17 protein-coding genes are annotated in these 23085 nt (G+C 33.5%); 9 read left to right on the top strand and 8 right to left on the bottom strand.

What is annotated here, in order from left to right; translation table 11 throughout:
* Positions 1–254: 254 nt before the first annotated feature.
* The 6 genes from PBT91_RS07030 (at position 255) to PBT91_RS07005 (ending at position 9492) form a co-directional block, all read left to right on the top strand.
* The gene (locus PBT91_RS07030; protein WP_270061069.1) at positions 255–2519 is read left to right on the top strand and encodes a serine hydrolase domain-containing protein; all 2265 of its coding nucleotides are present in this window, start codon (positions 255–257) and stop codon (positions 2517–2519) included.
* 280 nt (positions 2520–2799) lie between these two features.
* On the top strand, positions 2800–7794 hold the full coding sequence (locus PBT91_RS07025; protein WP_270061068.1) for a DUF4132 domain-containing protein: 4995 nt from the start codon (positions 2800–2802) through the stop codon (positions 7792–7794).
* 114 nt (positions 7795–7908) lie between these two features.
* Complete coding sequence (locus tag PBT91_RS07020) at positions 7909–8322, top strand: hypothetical protein (protein WP_270061067.1); 414 nt, start codon at positions 7909–7911, stop codon at positions 8320–8322.
* 35 nt (positions 8323–8357) lie between these two features.
* The gene (locus tag PBT91_RS07015; RefSeq protein WP_270061066.1) at positions 8358–8726 is read left to right on the top strand and encodes a hypothetical protein; all 369 of its coding nucleotides are present in this window, start codon (positions 8358–8360) and stop codon (positions 8724–8726) included.
* A gap of 156 nt (positions 8727–8882) precedes the next feature.
* Complete coding sequence (locus tag PBT91_RS07010; protein WP_270061065.1) at positions 8883–9173, top strand: hypothetical protein; 291 nt, start codon at positions 8883–8885, stop codon at positions 9171–9173.
* A gap of 1 nt (position 9174) precedes the next feature.
* Positions 9175–9492, top strand: coding sequence for a hypothetical protein (locus tag PBT91_RS07005; protein WP_270061064.1), 318 nt, complete (start codon positions 9175–9177; stop codon positions 9490–9492).
* A gap of 12 nt (positions 9493–9504) precedes the next feature.
* Here PBT91_RS07005 and PBT91_RS07000 read toward each other — a convergent pair whose 3' ends face one another.
* From PBT91_RS07000 to PBT91_RS06985, 4 genes are all read right to left on the bottom strand, one after another.
* On the bottom strand, positions 9505–10776 hold the full coding sequence (locus tag PBT91_RS07000) for a SecDF P1 head subdomain-containing protein (protein ID WP_270061063.1): 1272 nt from the start codon (positions 10774–10776) through the stop codon (positions 9505–9507).
* 122 nt (positions 10777–10898) lie between these two features.
* The gene (locus tag PBT91_RS06995; RefSeq protein WP_270061062.1) at positions 10899–12092 is read right to left on the bottom strand and encodes a hypothetical protein; all 1194 of its coding nucleotides are present in this window, start codon (positions 12090–12092) and stop codon (positions 10899–10901) included.
* Complete coding sequence (locus PBT91_RS06990; protein WP_270061061.1) at positions 12082–12648, bottom strand: hypothetical protein; 567 nt, start codon at positions 12646–12648, stop codon at positions 12082–12084. The genes PBT91_RS06995 and PBT91_RS06990 overlap by 11 nt, the downstream gene beginning before the upstream one ends.
* A gap of 27 nt (positions 12649–12675) precedes the next feature.
* Positions 12676–15060 carry a WG repeat-containing protein gene (locus PBT91_RS06985; RefSeq protein ID WP_270061060.1) on the bottom strand — a complete coding sequence of 795 codons (2385 nt, stop codon included), beginning with the start codon at positions 15058–15060 and terminating at the stop codon, positions 12676–12678.
* A 313-nt stretch (positions 15061–15373) separates the two neighbouring features.
* Here PBT91_RS06985 and PBT91_RS06980 point away from each other — a divergent pair, with 313 nt between their 5' ends.
* A complete protein-coding gene (locus tag PBT91_RS06980) occupies positions 15374–16048 on the top strand; it encodes a hypothetical protein (RefSeq protein ID WP_270061059.1) in 675 nt (224 codons plus the stop codon).
* A gap of 12 nt (positions 16049–16060) precedes the next feature.
* Positions 16061–16462, top strand: coding sequence for a type VI secretion system tube protein TssD (tssD, locus tag PBT91_RS06975; RefSeq protein ID WP_270061058.1), 402 nt, complete (start codon positions 16061–16063; stop codon positions 16460–16462).
* 162 nt (positions 16463–16624) lie between these two features.
* On the opposite strand, the gene PBT91_RS06970 is transcribed toward tssD, so the two are convergent.
* Entirely contained in the window at positions 16625–17020 is a 396-nt protein-coding gene (locus PBT91_RS06970; RefSeq protein ID WP_219038854.1) for a hypothetical protein, read from the bottom strand.
* A 147-nt stretch (positions 17021–17167) separates the two neighbouring features.
* On the opposite strand from PBT91_RS06970, the gene PBT91_RS06965 reads away from it, so the two are divergent.
* Positions 17168–18157, top strand: coding sequence for a hypothetical protein (locus PBT91_RS06965; protein ID WP_270061057.1), 990 nt, complete (start codon positions 17168–17170; stop codon positions 18155–18157).
* Between the two features lie 60 nt (positions 18158–18217).
* On the opposite strand, the gene PBT91_RS06960 is transcribed toward PBT91_RS06965, so the two are convergent.
* Genes PBT91_RS06960 through PBT91_RS06950 form a run of 3 tightly spaced genes read right to left on the bottom strand, consistent with a single transcriptional unit; the run spans position 18218 to position 23083 of the window.
* The gene (locus PBT91_RS06960; RefSeq protein WP_270061056.1) at positions 18218–18856 is read right to left on the bottom strand and encodes a response regulator transcription factor; all 639 of its coding nucleotides are present in this window, start codon (positions 18854–18856) and stop codon (positions 18218–18220) included.
* A 5-nt stretch (positions 18857–18861) separates the two neighbouring features.
* Positions 18862–20826 carry a tetratricopeptide repeat-containing sensor histidine kinase gene (locus tag PBT91_RS06955; protein ID WP_270061055.1) on the bottom strand — a complete coding sequence of 655 codons (1965 nt, stop codon included), beginning with the start codon at positions 20824–20826 and terminating at the stop codon, positions 18862–18864.
* 25 nt (positions 20827–20851) lie between these two features.
* Positions 20852–23083 (bottom strand): tetratricopeptide repeat protein, encoded by a 2232-nt coding sequence (locus PBT91_RS06950; RefSeq protein WP_270061054.1) that lies wholly within the window; start codon positions 23081–23083, stop codon positions 20852–20854.
* Between the last annotated feature and the right edge of the window lie 2 nt (positions 23084–23085).

Raw genomic sequence — 23085 nt, 5'->3', positions numbered from 1 at the left:
TATTATTATAATACCAGCTATGTAAATTTTATATTATTCAATAACTCTATATTCATTTACAAATGTTTAGAATGTTTACAATAATTTAAGCTTTATCTAAAAATTTAGATACAAGGACTATTTGTATAAGCTTAACTAGACATACAGACAGAAAAAAGATTACTATATTTAAAGAAGATTTCTTGTAACCTTTAGGAATAAAAAATCGTCCAATCAAGAAATAGAATTTTATCATCAATCAAAATCATCAATCCATGACTAAAACTAACTTCTTTACTGTTTTATTAATAATGCTGAATGCTGTGCATCTGTGTGCCCAAAATCAAAAACTTCAGCTAAACGAGCCAATTTCAGGAGAACTAAAAACTTCAGAAAGTTCTGAATCCTATCAAATCGCTTTAGATTCCGCCTACTTCGTTTATGGGAAATTAGAGCAAAAAACCATGGACGGAGTAGTAAAATTATATTCTCCGGAAAATAAATTCATCGAAGAATTTGATAAAGACGCTAAAGGACCCGACTTCTTTATGTTTAAAACCAAAGAAAAGGGGAATTACCGACTTGAAGTAGTGCCCTTCAAAAAAGATTCTGGTACGTATAGCATAGAAATTTTAAAATTAGAACCTGTTGCCAAAACTCCAGAGGGAAAAGTCGATCAGTTATTAATTGGGTATACCGGAGATGTTCCCGGCGCTGAAGTTTTAGTCTTAAAAGAAGGAAAAACACTTTTAGAAAAAGCGTATGGAATGGCTAATCTTAGCTATAATATTCCGTTTAAAACTACTACTCCCACCAATATTGGTTCTACCTCCAAGCAATTTACGGCAATGGCGATTATGTTATTGCAGCAACAAGGTAAATTGAACATCGATGATGATGTACGAAAGTATTTTCCAGAATTACCTGAATTCGATCAAAAAGTAACTTTACGCAACCTATTAACACATACTAACGGATATCGAGAGTATTTAAACCTGTTTAGTCTTACCGGTAGCGATCTTACGTTACCAATTAGTAAAGAACAAATTATTAGAAGTATCCAAAATCAATCTGAATTACAAAACGAGCCGGGAACAAAATTCAATTATAACAATACGGGGTTTATTTTACTCAGCTTGGTGGTAGAACGTGTTACCGATATACCTTTCCCAAAATGGATGAAAGAAAATGTATTTAACCCTTTAAATATGAATGATACTCGGGTTAGAGCTTCTAACGAAGAGATTATTCCTAATCGTGCAGCTGGTTACAAAATTGGCGATAACGGAAAATATGTAGAAGTTGAAGATTTGCAATACTCTCGGGGAGCTGGCGGAATTTATACAACCCTGCCAGATTTTAAAAAATGGATTAAAAACTTCAAATCTCATCAATTAGGAGGCGAGGAAATTTATGAAGCCATGACAACATCATTTGTTCTGAAAGACGGCGATTCTACTCATTATGGATTAGGTCTTTTTATTGAAAGTTATAAAGACAAAATCATGATACACCACGCCGGTGCTGATGCAGCCCATCGATCAATGCTCATGTATTTTCCTGAATTTGATGGGGCAGTTATAATGCAAAGTAATAATGCTGCTTTCAATAGTAATTCAATGGCTAATAAAATTGCTGATATTTATTTTAAAGAAGATTTTGAAAAGACCACAACTAGTGAACCTGGTGACTATAATCTTAAGAAATTCGATAAATTAATTGGAGAATACGCATTAGACGAATCACCAAATTTTATTCTTTCTTTTATGAAAGATGAAAATCGAATTTATACCCAGGCTTCAGGACAGCCAAAAATAGATCTTGTTCCTGAATCTGATTCCATCTTTAAAATTGCAGGAGTAGATGCTCGAGTTAAATTTCATTTGAAAAAAGACGGAACAGCAGATCATTTAACTTTGATGCAAAACGGCAATCATACCGCAACTAAAATAGCCTCAAATAATCCAGAAGATGAAGAATTTGCATACGATGTAACCAAATTCGAAAAACTTTTAGGTAAATATTCCTTAGAAGAAATGCAATCTTTTGTGATGAGTTTTATGAAAAACGGAGATCGCATCTATATACAAGCTACGGGTCAACCAGAAATAGATCTTATTGCAGAATCTGATTCGTTATTTAAAATAAAGGGAGTAAATGCTAAGGTGAAATTTCATTTAAACAAAAACGGTACTGCAGATTCTTTAACTTTAATTCAGCATGGAATGCATAAAGCACAAAAAATAAAAATTTCAGAAAGTATCGATCTTACCGATTTTACCGGAAGTTTTTATAGTGCAGAAATTGAAACCGTATATCATATTCATTTAAAAGATGAAGTATTAGAAGTTTCAAGTTTTCTTTTTCCTGAAAATCTTAAAATTGAATATCTTACAGAAGATACTTTTTCCGGCGGATACCCTATTGAATCCTTAAAATACCTTCGGAATAATGACAATGAAATTATAGGTTTTGAAATAGACAACGGAAGAACAAGTGGTGTAAAATTCGTTAAAATGAACAAAGATTTTTTTAAGTAAACTATCTCAGGACAAATTCATGAGACATTTACCAGAAAAATCTTCATTATTTCGAGGCAAGCTTCGGAGCATTTAATATAGATTATCGAGTAAAAAATTATTCCCCCCTACTTATTCAAGGGGGAATATTTTATGATTTTATATTTTTAGAAAAAAATCCCTAAATACCGTGAGTTAAATCAACTAAGCTCCTACTATCTTGCGTTAAGATATAAAATGAACGAAGAACTTACTTCGGCTAAAATCGATTAACGCAAAACAAAGCTTAAGATTCTAACTTATGATACCTACAGAACAAGCCAATAAATACGTAGCTACTTTTAAAAAACCCACATTAAAAAAAGAGGATTTTAGTCAATTTTCAGAACCCTATCAAAAATTAGGCTGGGTACTTTCTAGAATAAATAAAGACAAATACAATTATTATACTACTTACGATTTAGTAGATAGTTTTGCTGAACCCGAAACTATGAATCCTTGGTCGAGTGAGGAAGGAATGAAATTAGGCGTATTTTTATTCGGCCCCATTCAAGCTTCTTATTTACGGGTGATGTGGCATCTTATCGAATCCCTACCCTACCAAGATGGTTATTCTCGAAAAGCCTTTCGGTCTAAACATACTTTCGAGCTACTTACTAAAAAAATCAACATTTTTAGACGCTTTTTAAGCATTAGCCGTTTAGGAATGGGCGGATTATCGCTTCAAGAACAACTACAATACAGCACTTACTACGACAGAGGAAATAGCTATTTTTTTGCTGCTATTTTGGTACATAAACCAGAACTTGTAGATGAAGTTGTAGATGATATTATTCAGGGTGAAGACGAAATAGGTGGTGTAAGTCACGACCTTATCAAAGGGCTATTACTTACTCCAATACAAAAAAACTGGGAACTGGTAGGTAATTTGCTTCTTGCTGCACAACGCCAAGAAGGCTTACGGCAAACTATTTTAGAAACTTTAGATGAAACCCATCTGGGGGCACTTAAATACATTATCAATCTTATTTTAGAAAATGATTTAGCTCGTTTTAGCAGTGTAATTCGTGCAGTAAACGTATGGTTTGGTTTTAATTGGGAAGCGCCTAAAAAGGCTACCGTTAACCGAATTTTACAGCTTGCTGAAAGTTTAATCTATAATATTGACAATGTTGATGAGCTGCTTAAAAGTAAAGACAACATAGAGGTATATGTAGCGCTTTGGGCGGTAGGAATTATAGATGTAGATGTCGCTAATCAAAAAGCCTTAAACCTAGTTTACAAAACAGAAAATAGAGACACCAAACTAGTGGCGCTCTATTTTGTATCAAAAACCAATCGGACTAATTATTCTATTGTAGATTACTTTAAAAAAGAGTTAGGGAACGACCCGGCTATCGATCATTGGATGATTTTAAATTTGCCTCAAATTGAATTAGATACCGATACTTTTAAGCGAATTTATGAAGTTGCTCAAACTGTAGATAACGGTAAATCACAAAAAATAGGCAAAATATTTTCGTGGTATGATTTTCAACCTCCATCAGAATCGTTTTACAACTTTCTGATCCAAAATGCTAACGAAGAACAATTAGCCTTACTTTCTGATGATATAGATAATTTACCTTCTCTACATAGGGAAAATTATATTCGCAAAGTTTTCCCAAACAGTCATCGATATTATTGGGGCAAAAAAAATGTACCAAATCCGCAAGCAAATTACGATTACGAGCGAGGTTCTTGGAAAAGAAATTTAGCACATCAAGCCATAAAAAACCGTAACGAAACAGTAATGGCTACCGGTATTCAACTATTTTATATGATGCCGCTATATGAAGAAGAATTAATGCTAACCGAAGAATTGCTAAGTAGAAAAAGCAAAACCTTACGTTCTGCTTTAATAGAATTAGTGGTTCATCAACCGGAACAAACTTTACAAACCACTACCCTTCATTTAATAGAAGCTAAAAATGTAAATCAGCGTTTAGCAGGGCTTGAAATTTTATCAATTTTAGATAACGACAATCAATACCCTGAGTTTATAAACCAACAAATTGAACGGTATAAAGAGCGCCCTAAACACACCAAAAACGAACAAGTTTTTTTAGACAAGTTTAACCAGTCTGAAAATGCAAATACCTTTAGTAATGGCTTTGGCGCTGTAGATTATAGTAATTTAAGTCCACTTTATATACCACAATCAAAATTTGAAAATAAACCCAACTTTTTTGATAAACTGGGTATCGTTACTTCAGCCGGTAAAAGCTTTAAATTAAAAGCTTTTGTAGATGCCGAAAAAATAATAGTTGAAGTAAATAAATTGATTATGTTAATCGATAATCAGCGTAATTATGAATATGAACGAGAAGGCTATCAGGGAGAAATTGTTACTGCATTATTAGGACAGGGAATTCACGATATTAAACAACTAGAAGACCCAACTCCTTTAGAAGAATTACATAATATTCCGCTAGCCAATATTTGGATAGAATGGTATGAAAACAGTAAACTAAACGACTATGAAATGTATATGGCGATACGTTTTATAGCCAATGCCAGCAATCCTTTCGGCACTTACGGCAAGATTATTCCTTTTGCCAAACAGTACATTCCTAATCTAGAAGGATTAACTATAGACCATAATCCGCGTTCGTATTATGGAAAAAATCAATTATACTTAAGAGTTTTAAATAGACTTTTCAGTGCTTATAAAGATCTGCCTAATATGATTAATTTCAAATTAGATCTATTAGAAGATGTGATTGCTAATTTTCCGGAAGACTGTAAAAAAACTGGCTTTAAACAAAATGATTATTCCATACAATCTTCCAATTGGACGATTATTGCTTCGCAACTTATTGCTCCCTTAAATGAAAATGAATTAGATAATGCCAATCTAGAACAACTAAAAAGGTATTGGGATTTACACCTATACTTAACTGCTCAATATTTAGGACACCCTAAACCAGTTTCACAAGTTCGAGATGTAGCTTCACAGAAAATTAAAAACGCTAGGGATATGCCTAACCCCGATATAGCAACCACCATTAAATTACATCAAAAAAATATAATTAATGATGACGATCTCTTATTTCAGGCGCTATATTCTAGAGAATTAATGTCCATTATAGACGGTGGTTTAAATTACCGAGTACGTAGTGGCAAAATACCTAAAAATCCTATTCCACTACAGGTGTTTTTACCGCTAAAAACTAATTTATTACAAATAGAATTAGAGCGTGGAGATTTAGCTACAGAGGCTTCAGATTATATTGCCCATATACAAACAGTAGCGGGCACTCATTATGTATTTGAAATTTTACAGCGCTTAGGTAAAGAATCTTTTGAGCGTGGTTATAGCTATTATGGAGACAGTAAAAAATCTAAATTTAGCGCTATCCTTAGAAAAAGTGTTCCTAAAGAATCAGAAAGTTATGCCGATTTTGTAGCACTTGCCGATGAGGCGAAAATCCCTAAAAAACGCTTAATCGAATTGGCGTGTTACGCCACGCAATGGGTAGGCTATGTAGGAGAATATTTAGGCTTAGAAAAGTTAGAAGATGCCGTTTGGTGGTTTCAAGCGCACGTTTCAGATTATATGAGTAGCGAAAAAGAAACGATCATTTCCAGATATTCTAACATTCCAAAATCAGATTTTGCCATTGGCGCTATCGATATTGATTGGTTCAATAAAGTGTATAAAGATTTAGGAAAATCGAATTGGAAGCTTTTACACGATGCAGCCAAATATATTTCTGACGGAAATGGCCACCGCCAAGTTAAATTATATTCTAGCGTTATGCTGGGCGAAGTAAAAATTACCGCTACATTAAAGAAAATTAAAGAAAAACGCGATAAAGATTATGTGCGTGCTTTAGGCTTAATTCCGCTTAGTAAAACCGTACCCGAAAAAGATTTATTAAAACGCTACAATCTGTTGCAACAATTTTTAAAAGAAAGCAAACAGTTTGGAGCGCAGCGTCAAGAAAGCGAGAAATTAGCCGTAGAAATTGCATTAGACAATTTATCTAGAAACGCCGGCTATCAAGACCGTGTACGTTTCAGTTGGGCTATGGAAGCAAAAGCTACGCAAGAAATTATGCAAAATGCAACTCTAACGCTCGATGAAACCGAATTAAAATTGGTTATTAATGAGTTAGGTAAAGCAAGTATCCAAGTAACCAAAGCGGGCAAACCGCTTAAAAATATTCCGGCAAAATATCGCAAAGAAAAATCGGTTATTGCGTTAAAAGAACATAAAACCTATTTAACACAGCAATACAAAAGAACGCGTTTGTCTTTAGAAAATGCAATGGTAAACGAAGATCAATTTACCGCAGCAGAGATTCATAAGCTTATGCTGCATCCTATTGTAAAAGCGATGCTCAATCAATTGGTGTTATGCTCTCCGGAAAAAGAAATTAGCGGTTTTTATCATGAAGCTACTTTAACCGATGCTTCTGGTAAAAAACATGCATTAGCAGAAGAAGACGTGTTAGTGATTGCGCATCCTTCTCACCTTTACCAAATGGTAGAGTGGGATGTATACCAAAAACACATATTTGCCGAGCGCATTGTACAACCTTTTAAACAGGTATTTAGAGAGTTGTATGTAGTCACCAAAGAAGAAAAAGAAACCGGTTATAGATCGAAACGCTACGAAGGGCATCAAATTCAACCCAATAAAACCGTGGCCTTATTACGCAGCCGGGGCTGGACAGTTAACCACGATGAAGGTTTGCAAAAAGTATATCACCAACGCGGATTTATGGCTACCATGTACGCCATGGCCGATTGGTTTTCACCTTCAGACGTAGAAGCGCCAACTTTAGAAGAAGTTTGCTTCCACTCGTTAACCGATTATCAACCTATTCCGCTTAGCGAAATTCCGCCAGTAGTCTTTAGCGAAATTATGCGTGATATCGATTTGGTGGTTAGTGTTGCTCACGTTGGTGGTGTAGATCCGGAAGCCAGCCACAGCACCATGGAAATGCGTGCAGCTCTAGCCGAAGAATCTGCCAAACTCTTTAAACTTGATAATATTGAAGTTAAAAATCGACATATTCTCATTAAAGGAAAACTTGGCGAATACAGCATACATTTAGGCAGTGCGCAGGTCAGCAAAAACCGATTAGCGCTTTCCATCTTGCCGGTTCACAGTCAGCATCGTGGCCGTATGTTTTTACCTTTTGTAGATGACGATCCTAAAACCGCCGAGCTTATTTCTAAAATGAAACTGCTTGCCCAAGACCATAAAATACAAGATCCAACCATTTTGGCTCAAATCAATAATTAAAATTAGCATTAGGGCGTTCCCCACTCTCGTGGGGCGCGCTTTCTGTTACAAGTCCGCGTGCTATCGCACTGTGGGCTTTTCACGACAATCGCTAACGCAAAAGTTACGTTTACTATGCAACTCACTTTACAATTAAAAAGATTAGGTAAAAAAAAGGTAAAAAAAATACCGTTCACCTTAGCAGAAACCCCACAAACCTTAGAAGACTTACTTATTGGTTGTGTAAAAAATCAGGTAGAAGCGTTTAATAAAAAACGTTTAGAAGTGAATGTGATTGGTTTTTTAAGTCCGTCAGAAATTCAAAATCAAGCCCAAAGCGGTAAAGTAGATTTTGGGGAGCTAGCCAATAAAAATTTAGCAAACGAACAAGAAGCCATCGATAATGTACTCATTGCATTTAAAGACGGATTATTTCTGGTATTTATAGATGATGAAGAAGTTACCGATTTGCAAACGCCGTTACAGCTTACTTCAGAAAGTGTGGTTGCTTTTATAAGAATGACTTTTTTAGTCGGCACGTATTGGTAAATCAAAAAATGTATAATTCAAAATATAAATAAATCATGCAAATTTTAGATAAAAGTATAAATGATGACGTACAAAATTTAATGGTCGATGTATTTGAAAGCTTAAATTCAGATTCATCCGAAATTCAACCTAGCGAATTACTCGCTACCCAACCTAAACTGGAAGAAGTTTTTAAACTGGTTAAACCAACGGGTTTTTATGAGTTAGACGATCATTTAGATTTAGCCAAAGCTATTGCCATAGAAACTGAACACGAAAATCCAGAAGACGAAATAATGCATACTTGGGTAATCATGGTAAACAACTTAAATACTGCAAGCTCACAAGAAGAATTTAATGCACGGTTCGCTTTGTTTACGCCGGTTATTCTTAAAAAAATGAATACGTATAAACTTTCTAACTAAGCATAAACTTAGTAAAAGCTAAAAATAGAATTACCATGAAATTTAGCCTGAAAAATATAGAATCTTACTACAAACAGCTACAAGAAAAAAGTAATTTTCCGCAGGATAGTATTTATGAACTTTTTATAATCGGTAAACTTTACAGAGTTTTCAAATTTGGAAATACTCTATTTGGAAGGTATTCATTTTGTCAATTTTCCTAAATGGATTGCCGATCTCGAAAATCTACAATATCTAGGAATTAATGGGTGTACGTTTGAAAATGACATTCCTGACTACTTTCATAAACTAAAACTAAAAGAAGTGAAATATTATATTTCTAAATTTAGTGGTAATAATATACCTTCTAAAACCTATCAAAATTTATTAACGCCCAATTACACGAAACTCAAAAAAGAGTTCAGCCACAAAAAGCTTTCCTTTCTTTTTAGTGCCGATTACTATTAAAATGAAAAAAGAGTTAGCTGATTTAATATGCAATATGCACAGCTGCTGGTCTACATTGTTAGTAGAAAAAGAGCTGGGGAATTATGCACCAAGTATTTGGCAGGTAAAGCTGGCTGCGGAAGAGGTTAAATTCGATGAAATGAACAAAACTTTTCAGTTTAAAAATGCCAAATTCTCCTTTGATGTAAATCTAGAAGAACCACCTATAAGCGGAATGAATTACGTAACAAGCATCCCGGTTTCCGGGAAAGGAACTTATGAATTAGATGAAAATAATTCTGCACTAAGAATTTCAGAATTGGTGGTAGAGGAATGTTGAAATTGTTTATAATTAATTCTTAATCACCCTAACTTCTTCTACCCGAATAGGAATGGGGTAAGTATCATTGAGTAAATCTTTTATTTTTTCGGTATCTGCTACCGTAAAACCACCTGTAATTTCAAGCCGGCCGCCGGGTATAGTTTGGTTAACAAACGGAGCGCTCCAAATTTTATCATTAATCGAAAATGCTAAATATTGTGGTGCGTTGTTCTGCGTCCATCGTGCAATATTTTCTGTACCTTGTCGGTCAAATGTTATTTGAACACTTGGATATTGCCTATAATTAAAAGTAGCGGCTACTTTAAGAATATGGGTCTGATCTACAACTTCTTTTCGGCTATCTATCAAATAGAGTAAGATTGCATTACTCCCCATTTCCGGCCCGGTTTGCAACTTAATACCTTTAGCAAAGTTTTGTTTGGCTACCAATTGCTGAATTTCGGTTAACAAATTGCTTTCTTTGGGTAAACGCGCAAAATAGGCTAATCTCGAATCTGTTTTAGCCTGAATTTCTTTACCTTCAGCAGCTAACAATTTTGTGACTTTTTTCTGAAAAGAAGCATATTTTTTACCTCTGTATAGCGGAAGCAATTGAAACGAATTAGCTTTAGTTAAATTTTCTCTTATTGAATCGGGAGTATAATTTCCGATAAGTTCAAGAATTATTTTCCCTTCTTTAGGTGAAAATTTTTTAGGTTTTATTAAAAAATGATTACCAAATCTACCTTGAATGCGTTTTAGTAATTGCTTTTGCACGACTTCATTTTGTAGCGCATTTTTTTCAGAGCTATGTAAAGTAATTTGAGTTTTTGTTAGTGCTTCATTTTTTGCCATTTGAATACTAGGATGTTCTAATATAGTGCTCCAAGTTTCTATAAATTGATTCGATAATTCTATATCTTTTTGCCGTGCAAAGATGGTATGAATGCTATTTTCAGTTTCTAGTATAGCCATTAAATAAGAACCGGGTTTACCTTTTTCTTTCTTTTTTAAAATGACTCTATAAAGCGCGAATGGGTACTTGTTTTCAAGTTGCTTTTCGGTAATCAAACTTACTTTTTCACCATATTTTAAATCATTAATCGCAGCTTGTTGAGTACCTTTAAAATCGGTACTCATTATATTTTTATCTTGGCTGTAAATAATTATGGCTATAGCTTTTTCTCCTTGCTTATCTTTTTTAAACCAAGCCTGAATGCGTTGCGTAGAATCTTGTTTAAAACGTGCCGGTTTAGATTCCCAATGTACAGTTTTGGGCAGATTAAGCTGAATAGCATTCAACTGGTGTTGGGCCGACAAAAATGCAGCATTACAAAATAGAATGATAAAAAGTATCTTGTTTAAAAAGATGTTAACTTTTTTTATTGAAAATAAGTACCTTCAATATACTTTTTTAAAATATTTTAGTCTTTCTGAAGCTTAAAAAGCTGTTCTCGATCTATAGAAAAGTACCTATTCCCATTAAACCTGGGAGTAGACGGCATCATACCTAATGGAGGATGTACACGTTCTGGCGTGCTAAGCTTTAAAGTAATTTTACCGTCGTAAAGTGAATTAATTTCATCTTCATCGGTAATATAAATCGGTTTTTCTACCCAGGTTTCTACGTGTGCGTAATTTGGTTGAAGTAAAAGTTGATTGTAATTTGAATCTTGAAGCGAAAAACTATAAATATGGGCTTCTTTTTTACCTATACGCACCCAAAGACGATCTCCTTTTTGTAGCTGTACATATTGAACGCTATCATTTTCAGTTTTGAATTTTTTTGAAGAAATAAAATTAGCTTCCTCAAAATTTTCACCACTTTTTACTTGAAGATTTTTCAAGTCGAGTTTTCTAAAATAAATTACGAGTTCATCATCAGCAATAGTTTCAGAACTTGATCCGTAAAGTTTAATTTCATCATGAGCTGCACTTGTAGTTGCATAAGCGGTATCGTTTTTCACCGTAAATGTTCCCTGAAAATAATTTACCGCACCTTTTTCAGTAGCTGGTTTTGAAAGTATAAATTGTTTTCTTTTAGCATTTAATCCTAACATTACAGGAAAATCAGGATCATCGTTTTTAAAAAAACCGTTGTATTTACCATATTCTTTACGCTGTTTGATGATTTTTTGCATCAGCTTTTGTTCTTTTTCTTGCTGTCTTTTTAACTGATCTTTTTGCGCAGCAATAACTTTTGAATAATCTATAGGTTTCGCTAATTCTTTCGCCATTTCTTCCGATAAATTTCGTGTAGCACGCCGATAGATTATTTCCTTTGGAGCACTTTTACCGGCAAATTTTATTAAACTTAAATTTCCGGAGGATGTTAATACAGCTTCTAACGGACCGGGATTTTTATCATTAGGGAGCGGATCTAGCGTTATTACTAACGTATCTTCTTTTACTACCCATTTCCCCCTTAAATCGATATTTCTCGCTCCATAAACCTGTTGCCAAGAAAACCGATAAGAATCTAAAATATGAATTTGCTCGGCAAGCTCCATCTCACTATGCGTGTAAGTACCTACAAAATCTTCATCTTGAGCGTTACTAAGGCTACTATAGCAAAACAGCGAAAAGAATAAGATATTTTTTAATTGTTTAATCAGCATTTTTTTGTTTTTTTAATCGTTTTTGTAAGCGAGAATTTTGTGTCGTAAGTTCTTTTTCTTTAGCGGCAAAAACTTGTTTGCTCACTTCAACTTTATGTTGATTTTCATTCAGCCAAAGTACAATTTTACTATCCTTAAAATACACCCTGTTTTCAGTGATTTTCGATTTTTTAAGATCAAAAACTTCATCATCACCATTATTCTTTGCTTTCGTAGCATCCCAATAAATAGGGCGGTTGTAGGTGTAAGTCTTTTCTAAAACAAAGAAAAGTTTGCCTTGTTCAATATAAAATTCAGTAGATTTTTTACCGGTTTCGCTAAACCAACTAGCGCTCATCATTTTTAAATGAGAATGTTGATAATACCCGGTTATAGTAGCGCCTTCAGCCGAATTTTCTAATAACGGTACAGTCTTATTACTATAATTAGCAAGATTTTCAGTAATTTTTTGGTAGTTAATTTTCGCTTCTTTTACGAATGAAGCGGTATGCTGAGCCCAAATTAATGGACTGAAAAATATCGCTAAAATTAGATGTAATAAAGCTATACGTCGCATTATATTTTTTAAAAAATAAAGTGATTTCTATTGAAACAGAATTAAATCATTCGCTTTTATGGGTAAAATTTTTCCGTCTTTCGTCATGTATTTCCAACTATTATTTTCTTGAAAAGGGACCGGAAAGTGAAAATTCATTTCTAGTGTGCGACTATTAAAAGGACCGTCAATCCCGATAATATATAGCGGTTTTAATAATTCTTTTCCATCAGCCGTAATAACGCCGTAGTGATTATTCTTCATGGTAAAAAAACCATTTCCGTTTCCATCGGGATATACTTTATCAAAACGTGGCGGAACTACAACTTTTCCTTCAAAAGTCGCAAAGCCTTGTAGCATATTTCCCGTAGCTTTGTCTTTTTTCTTCAAAAATAAATACCGCTTGTTTTCAAGACTAGGCAAGTATGCTGTACGTCTGATATCGTATGTTACCGGAACAATAATTTTTCCGTCTTTATTAGCATACCCAAATTTTAATTGATTGGTGCTGTCTTTTTGAATTACGATATAATTTCCGTTTCTGAATTGGTGAATATTTGAATACCCGTCTTCTAACAAAAGCTTTTTTCGTTTAGAATCGTACAAATAGAATTTTTCATTTTTTCGAACAGTTAATAAGGAAGTGCTATCATTTACACTGACTTTTGAAAAAGGAAGCTTTTCTTTTTTACGCTTTTTAGCCGAAAACATATAATACAAGCTATCTTTTTCGTGCAATAAAAATTTTGACGGATCAATTTGTTTAATATCGGCATACTTTATAGGTAGAATTTCTTTACCCGTATCATCAAAAAGACCCGATTGGGTTTGGTAATTACCTACTTTTTTTACCACTTTTATGAGCTTAGGTTGATCCTTAAAAACTTGTATAGATTTATATTTTATGGGTAGAATTAACTTGTTTTCTTTTAAATCATAAAGGCCTTGGTCTCCATAATTTTCTTTCATTAAAATTACTTTATGCTGCGGTTGAAGTTCAAATGCGGCATAATCTCCCGGAATTATTTTACGAGTCTTGATGTTGTACAACTTATCGATCCCGTCTTTTTCTAAACTTATTAATCCTACTGGACGAGCACCATACGTATTGCGCTGTCGATCGCTAAAAAATTCGATATGCTCGTACTCAGGATTCATCAGTTGAGCGGTTTTTGGAAAATAAAAACCGTATTTATCGTTCTTTTTTACTCTAAAGATTGAAGCTGTTTTATTCTCGCTAATGGTGATTTTATCACTATCAATCCAATCATATTCGTTCGGCAATAATTCTTCATTTTTTAGATTAAGTAAACCAACTTTTTCATTTTTTTGGGTTATAAAATAATCGTCTCGCACTCGTAAACCCTTAGTATAATTTGGCGGAATAATGATATTTCCCAACGTATCAATAATTCCCAATTTTTCATCTTTTTTTATTGATAAATAAGGCCCCGATTGAAAACTTGAATACGGACTGTAAATTTCTGAATAGTTAAAAGGAACTACCTCTTTACCTTTTCGATTAATCACGCCATAATAACGCTGATTATCTATGGTTTTTGCGGCTATTAAGTGTCCGTTTTCAATCTGAAATTTATCATACTCGGGGGCTCCAAATTCTTTTTGCTGCGGAATATTTATAATTACGTTTTTTCCTTCTTTTCTAAATGCGGCAACCCATTCGTCACTTCGCATATTGGAGTGTACGTGTTCGTAGTTAAAAGGAACCAAAACTTCATTCTTGAGATCAATAACGCCCCATTTTCCATTTTTTTCAGCATAAAAATAATCTGGCTTTTGCCCACAACCGCTACAATAATCAAACTTGTCATATTCAAAAGGAATAACTATTTTATCGTTTTCAGCATCATAAATACCCCATTTATCGTTTTTTTTTACATCAAAATAGCGGGGAGAGATGATCTGAACCGTATCGTATTTTAGGGGAACCAATAACTTACCCCAAGAATCGGCATACGTCATTTTTCCGTCTTTTTCGATTTTCACATAGCGATTATATACAAATTCAATTTTATCGTATTCTGGTTTTAACTTCCATTCTGCTGCGTGATTCAGCATTCCATATTTTCCATTTTCAAGCTGCACGATTCGCATTATTTTTTCTTCATTTTTATAGGATCGTACCATTCCGCCATTAACAGGAACTACGCTATCTAGCGGATGGAATTCTTGCAGTAATTTTTGAAATGCAGGTTGCCCATTTTTGAAGATAAAAAAACTGCTACTATCTTTTTCTACCCGCGCAATACCATAAGAAAAACGAGACGTTTTATCGAATTCCATAGTATCGATCACGGTTTTAGAAGCTTCTGTTTTATGTTCAGACAAGCTTTTAGAAGTGTCGCAAGCATTTAAAAGACCTATTACGCTTAGTAATAAAATATAATAATTAAAATTTGGGGCGATTTTCATTTTATTGCTTTTCTATCTTTGGTGTTTAAAACTTTATTAACTCAGGTTAAAGAGTGATTGCAGTAGGAAAACCATACTTTACGCTAATACAAAACTGCTGTTATTTTTTCAATTTCAACTAGACTTCAAAAAAACTGATTTTCTGAAACTAAATACTCCCCATTTTCAGGGTTTATGATTTTTTTAAGAAGTGGGTTTAGTCAAAAATCCCCAAGAATGAATTTTAAATTTCACGGAATACCGGTATACAAACTCAACGCTGAAAGTCCAAATTTGTAGTACACAAATACGATACACGATGGACTTTAAAACAATGTTACAATTACCAGTTATAGAAACGAGTGAGGTGTTAAAAATACTTCAGGAAGTTGCAGACAACGAACGTAAACGAGAGAACCCAAATATGCCAAAAATTAGCTTTAGCAATACAGATGGCACTATTTCTGGTTATTTTATAAACTACGATGCCGATAAAGGGATGGTTTTAATAGGAAATTGGTACGATAACGAGGCCGATTTACAGTATGTAAGTTTTCATAGCATATCGTGTATTATGTTACAAAACGTAAAAGATTACGTGCACCTGCTATCTGATGGTAAAATACCGTTTAAGCCAGATTCTAAAGACGTTCCAACACAGCTTCAATTAAAAAAAGAGATCAAGATTGCCGTTTTAGCACTTCAAGAATCTTTAGGTAAAGAAGTGAAAATCAAATTTGATGCAGGAGAAAACCCAACAGACACCGAAAAATTCTACGCTAAAAAAGCAATTGCTTTCATAAAAGAAACTATAAGTACGCTTGCTGAAAATAACCTGGCAAAAGAAGCTTTTTCAGAAAGTATTGATGTGATTAATTTTAATTTTTCTGAAGAAAACACCGTATCACTTAACGAACGTACAATAACTATTAGCTTCAATCTTGAAAAAGGCTGGAAAAGTGTTTTCAATAAAATTCAACTTCAAAACGAAATCGAAAAAAACTTATAAAATTTAAATATTATGGTACCTAATACTGTTATAGATCGCATAGAATTCATTTTAAACAAAGATGAAACCACACAAAAGAAATATACCTTACAGCAATTTGATTATAGTATTTCTACTGCTTACGATTTAAATAATGAATCTGAAAAAAGAATAGATGTCTACGCTTCTGGTTGTAATAATAACGAGCCAGACCAAGTATTTTTAGAATGGATTGCCAACCACCCTAGCGATTGGTCTGGAGTTATAAAAATTTTCTTTAAAAATGAAGATACACCTAATATAACCCTCAATTTTGAAAAATCTATTGCACAAAGCTATAATCAATCGTTTACCGAGAATAATGGTTATCAACAAAACGGCTATTTTTCTGCAAATTTAAAAGGAGTTGTCATTAATAAAGTAACAGTGAATTAATGGCTTATTGAAGCATAAAAACGTCTTATGATTTTCATAAAGGCGTTTTTTTTGTTTCACAATTTAGTTCCTTTTTCAATTATTGAACTATCAAATAAAATGCAAAAAAAACAGAAAGCTTAATCAGCTTTCCGTTTTTTTATAAGGTACTAAAAGTAGTGATTATAAATTATTTTCTAAAAATTCACGAATCACCAAATCAGAGAAATAACCACTGTGGTGGCCACCCCAACAAGCGGTAAGCGAAAATACACCATCTGTTATTTTTAATTCTTTTTTATCTTCTGCGCCTTCATTAGCGATGCAATAAACCTCTACCGTATTAATGCTTTCTTGTACAGCTTCTTTGCCCATATCATCTGCACAAACTTCTTTAAAAGCATCGGTAAGACGTTGTAAACAAACGCTAGGTACAAACTTCATGAAATCTAGTTCAAACGTATCCCAGTTAATGTTTATAGGCAATTCTTTCCCTACAATCTCGTTGATTTCTTTTTGATAATCTGCTAAATACTGATCTTCAATTGCTTTTGCTGTTTTTTTTTCTTGTAATCCCATGGTGTTTTTTATTGAAATTTATACTTCAAAAGTATTGGCTATTACTGAAAAAAAACTGCCCTGTTTTAATGAAAATAAAAACTCACGGAATTCCGTGAGTTTTTATTTTGCTTATTATTTAAATTAGTTTATTCATATAAATAGCTCATGAAAAATATAGTATATATCGTAATTCTAATACCTATTGTTATAGCTTGTTTTAGCTCGTGTGCCAGATTATTTGGGGGAATGAGTAAAGAAAAAGCCGCAAAAACATTAACTCAATATCTTGAAAAACATACCGATCAAAAATTGGGTTTTAGCAACCTTAACCGGTTTTGGAATGAAGGCAATATGAATCCCAATATGTTTACTGTTGAAATTTTTGATGAACAAATTCCAGAGATTCGGTTCGGTTTACATTTTGACGCTAAAGTGATGAAAGAGCAAGATTCTTTATCACAGGGAAGTTTTCAGGAACTTTCTATTCAAGAACAATATGAAGAATTTGAAAAAGATTACCGTATTAAACAAAGCATGATTGTTCCTTTAAAAAATAACGGTATAATTATAGATTTTGACTATTATGATGCGCAAATTCAATTTGAAAGCATTCCAAAACCTGATCAGCTTAAAGAAACACTTTCTACACTAATAACTACCATGAACACTAATAAAAGTAATTTATTATGTGCTAACTATTTTAACTTCAATATACAAACACCTCAGTATTCATCGGCTATTTTGCAAGCCAAAACCACTTCAGAAGAAAAAGAAAATTGGAAACTGAATTATTTCACACTCAACACTAAAGCAGAAGATTATAAATTAATTGAAAAATTTATTGAAGATGAAACAAACAACTATTTAAAACCTCTCGATCATCAATACCAAATGCATACGGCAAGTAAGGTTTTTGTAAATGCAGATACTTTTGAAGATGCCGTCTGGATTCAATTTTTAAGTGATAAATCTGAAACTGACGATACTATTATTAAACGTTCAATGGCGCCAATAACCGCGGTTATTTTTCAATATTTTAATCTTGAAACCCAAAAGATTATCCGTACCGAAGTTGAACCCATTGCTAATGTAGACTTTTTTGAAGAATATTGGGAGAATACAAAAGAAAAACTTCCGTTTTCTACCGGCTTTTAAGATTCTATTCAAAACAAAAAAACTTGATTCAATATCAGGTTTTTTTGTTTTCTAGCTTATTTAGTCATCAAATAATCCCGATTCAATCGCAAATTTCACGGCTCCAGTAGTAGTTTTAGAACCTGTTTTTAGCAAAATATTTTTACGATGTGTTTCTACGGTATTCACCGAAATAAACAGTTTTTCAGAAATTTCTTTAGAAGTAAATTCTTCTCCTAAAAGCTTCAACACCTCTTTTTCTCTGGGAGAAAGCTCGATGTTTTTGTACTTCTTACGTTCAAAAACACTTTCAATATAACGTTGTTTAATCACTTCTGAAAAGTATTGTTCGCCTTCTAAAACGGTTCTCACCGCTTTTTGCAACTCTTCTTTGCTGGTAAATTTGGGCACAAAACCATTGGCACCTTTTTGAATTACTTTGTGTACGGTACGGTGATTGTCGAGCATACTCAGCATAATAATTTTCACCTCTGCGTGCTTCTTTTTAATTTCTTTTAGCAACTCGATCCCATCCATCTTTGGCATACTAATATCGCTAATAATCAAATCGATTTCAAATTGATTTAGCAAGCGTAATACCTGCTTTCCTTCAGTAGCTAAATGTATTTCATCAATTTCGGGCATATCCTGTAAAATGGTATTGATGCCTTCTAAAAACATTAAATGATCGTCTGCTATTATGATGTTTATTCTTTTCAAAATATTTAGTTTAGAGGGATGTCGATTGTTATTGAAGTACCGTTTTTTGAGCCGCTGTCGATATCTAAAGTTCCTTGCATTTTTTGCAGTCGCTCTTTAATATTGCGAAGTCCTATTCCTTGTTTTTTGGCTTTCTGAAAACCTTTGCCATTATCGTTAATAACAATATTTAGGTGATCTTCGTGTTTAGTAAGCTGTAATTCTGCTTGTGTTGCTTTGGCGTGTTTTAAAATATTGTTGATTAACTCTTGCACAATACGATACGTATCTGCTAAAAGTTCGTCCGGTAGTTCATCTATCTCTTCCTCCGGAAACAAAAAAGTTTGAATTTTTAATTCATTTTTTTGTGTTACCTGATTAATAAATTCATTTAAAAAACTACTAAAACCAATTTTAGAAAAAGGTAATGGATGTAACTGGTGAGATAGTGTACGTACATCAATACACACATTGTTAATCGCTCCTAATAAACGTTTTGCGTTAGGTTGTAAGCCAGCTCCCTCCAAGTAATGCTCAAAGGCAATTTTAATTCCTGCCAGATCGCTACCAATACCGTCATGAATATCTCGCGCCAATCTAGAACGCTCTTCTTCTTGCCCTTCCTGATAGCGTTTTATTACAGAAAGCTTGTGCTCTTGCATCATTTGATTAATGCGCTGTCTGGCATTTTCTTCTTTCTGAGAACTCAATTGTTTTTGAACACGTAGCCGCTGGATATAAAATAGGCGCAGTACAATTAATGTAATTAAAACCAATACAAAACCGGCTATAAAAGCATTTCTTACCACACGCTGCCGTTTTAAAGTTAAGGCTGCCTTTTGCAATTCGGCATCGCTTAATTTTTGATCTTTTTCCAGCAATTTAATGCGGGTTTCCTTCAATTGAGTTTCGTAACGCTCCTGAAGTTTAGCGACATATTTTTCTTTGTTCAGGCTATTATGCTGTTCTTCTGTTTTTACCGCTTTTTGATAAAATGCTAACGCTTTTTTATAATTTTTTTGGTTGTTATATAGCTGCGAAATGTTACTATAAATTTCTGAATTATACTTTAAAAGTGCTTGCTCCTCTCCTATTTTTAAAGCTTTTTCAAAATAAAATATGGCTTTTTGACTATTTCCTAATTTACTTTCGCAAAGTCCTAAATCATTATAAACAACCGCGATATCTGATTTAAATTGAAGCGCCTGCAAAAGACCTAATGTTTTCTTTAAAGCGATAAGTGCCTCAGGATACTTTTTTTCTTCCAGCAACATTTGTGAAAGATTCATATTCACATAAGCTATCACCGATTTATTTCCTTCGCGTTTTCTGTATTTTAGTACCGTTTGGTAGTGTTTCCTTGCTTCATTAAATTTACCTTGTTCTTTTAGAATATTTGCAAAATTGAATAAAGTAGTAAGCACGCCATCATCATCTTTTAATTCTCGAAAAAGATCTGCTGCTCTGTCTAAATTTTCAGCTGCCTTTTTATAATCTTCCTGTAGAATATATAAGGTGGCAATATTTTGGTAAGCATTGGCTTGTTGCTCTTTGTTGTTTTCTTTTTCGGCAAACTTTAAACAGTTCAGAAAATTATCCATTGCTTTTGGATATTCCGCCATATTTTTATAGCCCAGCGCCAATAAGTTATAGCTCGCCGATAAGCCGTCTTTTTGATTTAGCGCTTTTAAAATTTTAATAGTTTCTTGGATATTGGCAACCGTACTTTGATAATCGCCGGCGCTATTCCCTAAATTAGCCAATGCATAATGCGCCTGCGCTTGCTGTAATTGATCATTTGAATTTTTTGCCGCCTCTAACCAAGCTAAAGCTGCTTGCTTTGCAATTTTAGGCTGGCTGTTCAAGTTGCTTCGATATACTGCCGAAAGTGAATCTATTGAAGTAATTTCAAGCTTCTGCTGGCTATAAACAGGCGTATAACCTGCCAATAGCCAGAGCATACCTAAAATGTAAATTTTTAATATTTTCATGAATTCATTCGCTTTCGCGAAAGTGTTAAGCAAAGTAGTTTTGTATAATTTCAGCTTTTATTTTTCTTAGTTTCTTTGTTTTTTCTTCTGTTACTTCTGTTTTACTACCAGCTAATAAATTATGGTATAAAAATAAATCTTCTTTATGAAAATCTTCAGCAATTTGTTGATGCTCTTCTAAATATATTTCAAGTGGATTTTCTTTACTTAAAAGTACCGCACTGTATCTGGTATAATCTTTTATATTCATTTCCCCTTTTGCCGATTCTCTAAGGGTTTGAATAATCATACTTTTATGTTGCGCAAAATTATAAAATACTTCATACGGATACGAGGCTGTAAAATTGAGAAATGCCTCTTTTGCTTCTTTAAAATTTTGGGTTCGCTCTAATAAACCGGTGTAAGAAATATCGATCTCCCAGTTTCTAGCTTCCGGAACTTCTTTTACTAAATCTCTATATATGCGTACCGCCGATTCTTTATCCGGACTTTCTCTCGCACAAAGGTAAGCTAATTGATAATACAAGTCTTTTTCTACATCTTTTTCAACAGCAATTAATAAAGAATCTATAGCTTCTGTATAATTTCCTATCATCCAATAGGTTAATCCGTTATTACGATAATGAATAAAGGTTTTCGGATTAGCAATTAAATCTGCTTCTGAAGCTTTTTCTAATCCTTCAGGTTTTGGTAGATAACTATAAAAGCAAATCCATTTTAATACATTGTGAAGATCTGCATCCAGCTGTCCTTGTTCAAAACAATATACACCGTATTGATGCGATTTTTTGTAATCTCCCGTTTCAAAAAACGAAACCATACACAAGTTCATCGAGTTGCAATAGTCGCTACTCCCTTCCGGGTAAAATTTTACTTCATTCTGAATATCTCTCAGCATCAAATCATAATTTTTATAATGCTTATGAATTACAGCTCGCCAATAATACATCCAAGCGTGAAATGCCGATTGTGGATAATTTTCTATTCCTTCTGTAAAAACTTCAAAAGCATGATCTAAAAAGCCTAATTTAACTAAAGCTATTCCTCTAAAACATGTACTTTTTGCATTAGGGAAATGCCGTTGATGAAACTGATTCACCGTTTGTAAAATTCCCTTATAATTGTTTACCCGATCATATACATCCATTGAAGTTTGTAAATAATCGGTAGCAGAAAGGCCTTGTTGAAATGCTTCGTTAAACGCTTCTGATGCCTGCTGATAATCTGCTTGAAAGAAGAAAAACTTCCCTTTCAATTCTAATAATAACGGATTTTTAGGATGAAGCGCTAAGCCTTGCTGTAGGCAATATGCCATTTTCTTCAAGTCTTTTGAATAATGATAAAACGACTTTCCTATTAATAAATATTGATGTTGAGCTCGTTGCCAACCTGCATTAGTAAGCGCTAGCATGTAAGTTCTATAAGCTGCAAAATCGCTATAGTTTTCTGCAGGAAAATTAGGTGCCTCAGGAAATTTTAGCACCTCATCTACCATATCATACATCATAAATGCTTTGGCATAATCTGCCAATAAATCACGAGTTTGGTCTGCTAATTCTACATGTTTCCATTCGGCTCTCCATTGGTTACGATTTTCTACCGATCTATTTTGCCAAACAGCTAATTGAATTTGAACGTGGTATTTTTCGGCTGGTGTTAATCGAGGATCTAGTTCTAAGCCTTTTAAAACCGATTTATTGTGGGTTGCAGAAGCTAAATCAAGAAGCTGTGTTGCTTCAATTTCTTTTTCAGAATTACATAATTCATCTAAATATTCTTGTTTAATTTCCCATAATAAAAAGCGACAATCTGTACTTCCCGGATAACATTCTAGTATATACTCTAGTACTTCAATAGCTTCAGTAAAACGTCGTTCTTCTTTCAGTTTTAAAGCATAATGCAGATGCAAGGTTTCGTTATAAGAATAAGCCATTAACGCTTTTTCATAAATTGCTTGCGGACATATTTTGTAAAAACTACAGATGAGTTCGTAATCTGATGCTTCTAATACACCTTCATTTTCTAAAGCTTCAAAATAGGTTTGCATTGTTGTTATCTTCACCTCATCAAAAAGCGTTAAAAAACGCATATATAATCGATAATATCGAATACATATGGCTTGGTCTTGAGCTTCTAAAGCATCAAAATTTTCTTGAATAACAACAATATGCGATTCTAATTGTCTGTTAAGTTGGTTAGCGTAAGCTGCTTCAGCCTGCTCTATATGTGTGATTACTTGTTCTCTTGTCAATTCCATAA

The sequence above is a fragment of the Zunongwangia sp. HGR-M22 genome (assembly GCF_027594425.1).
GTDB lineage: Bacteria > Bacteroidota > Bacteroidia > Flavobacteriales > Flavobacteriaceae > Zunongwangia.
This window is presented reverse-complemented; position numbering and strand designations above follow the sequence as displayed.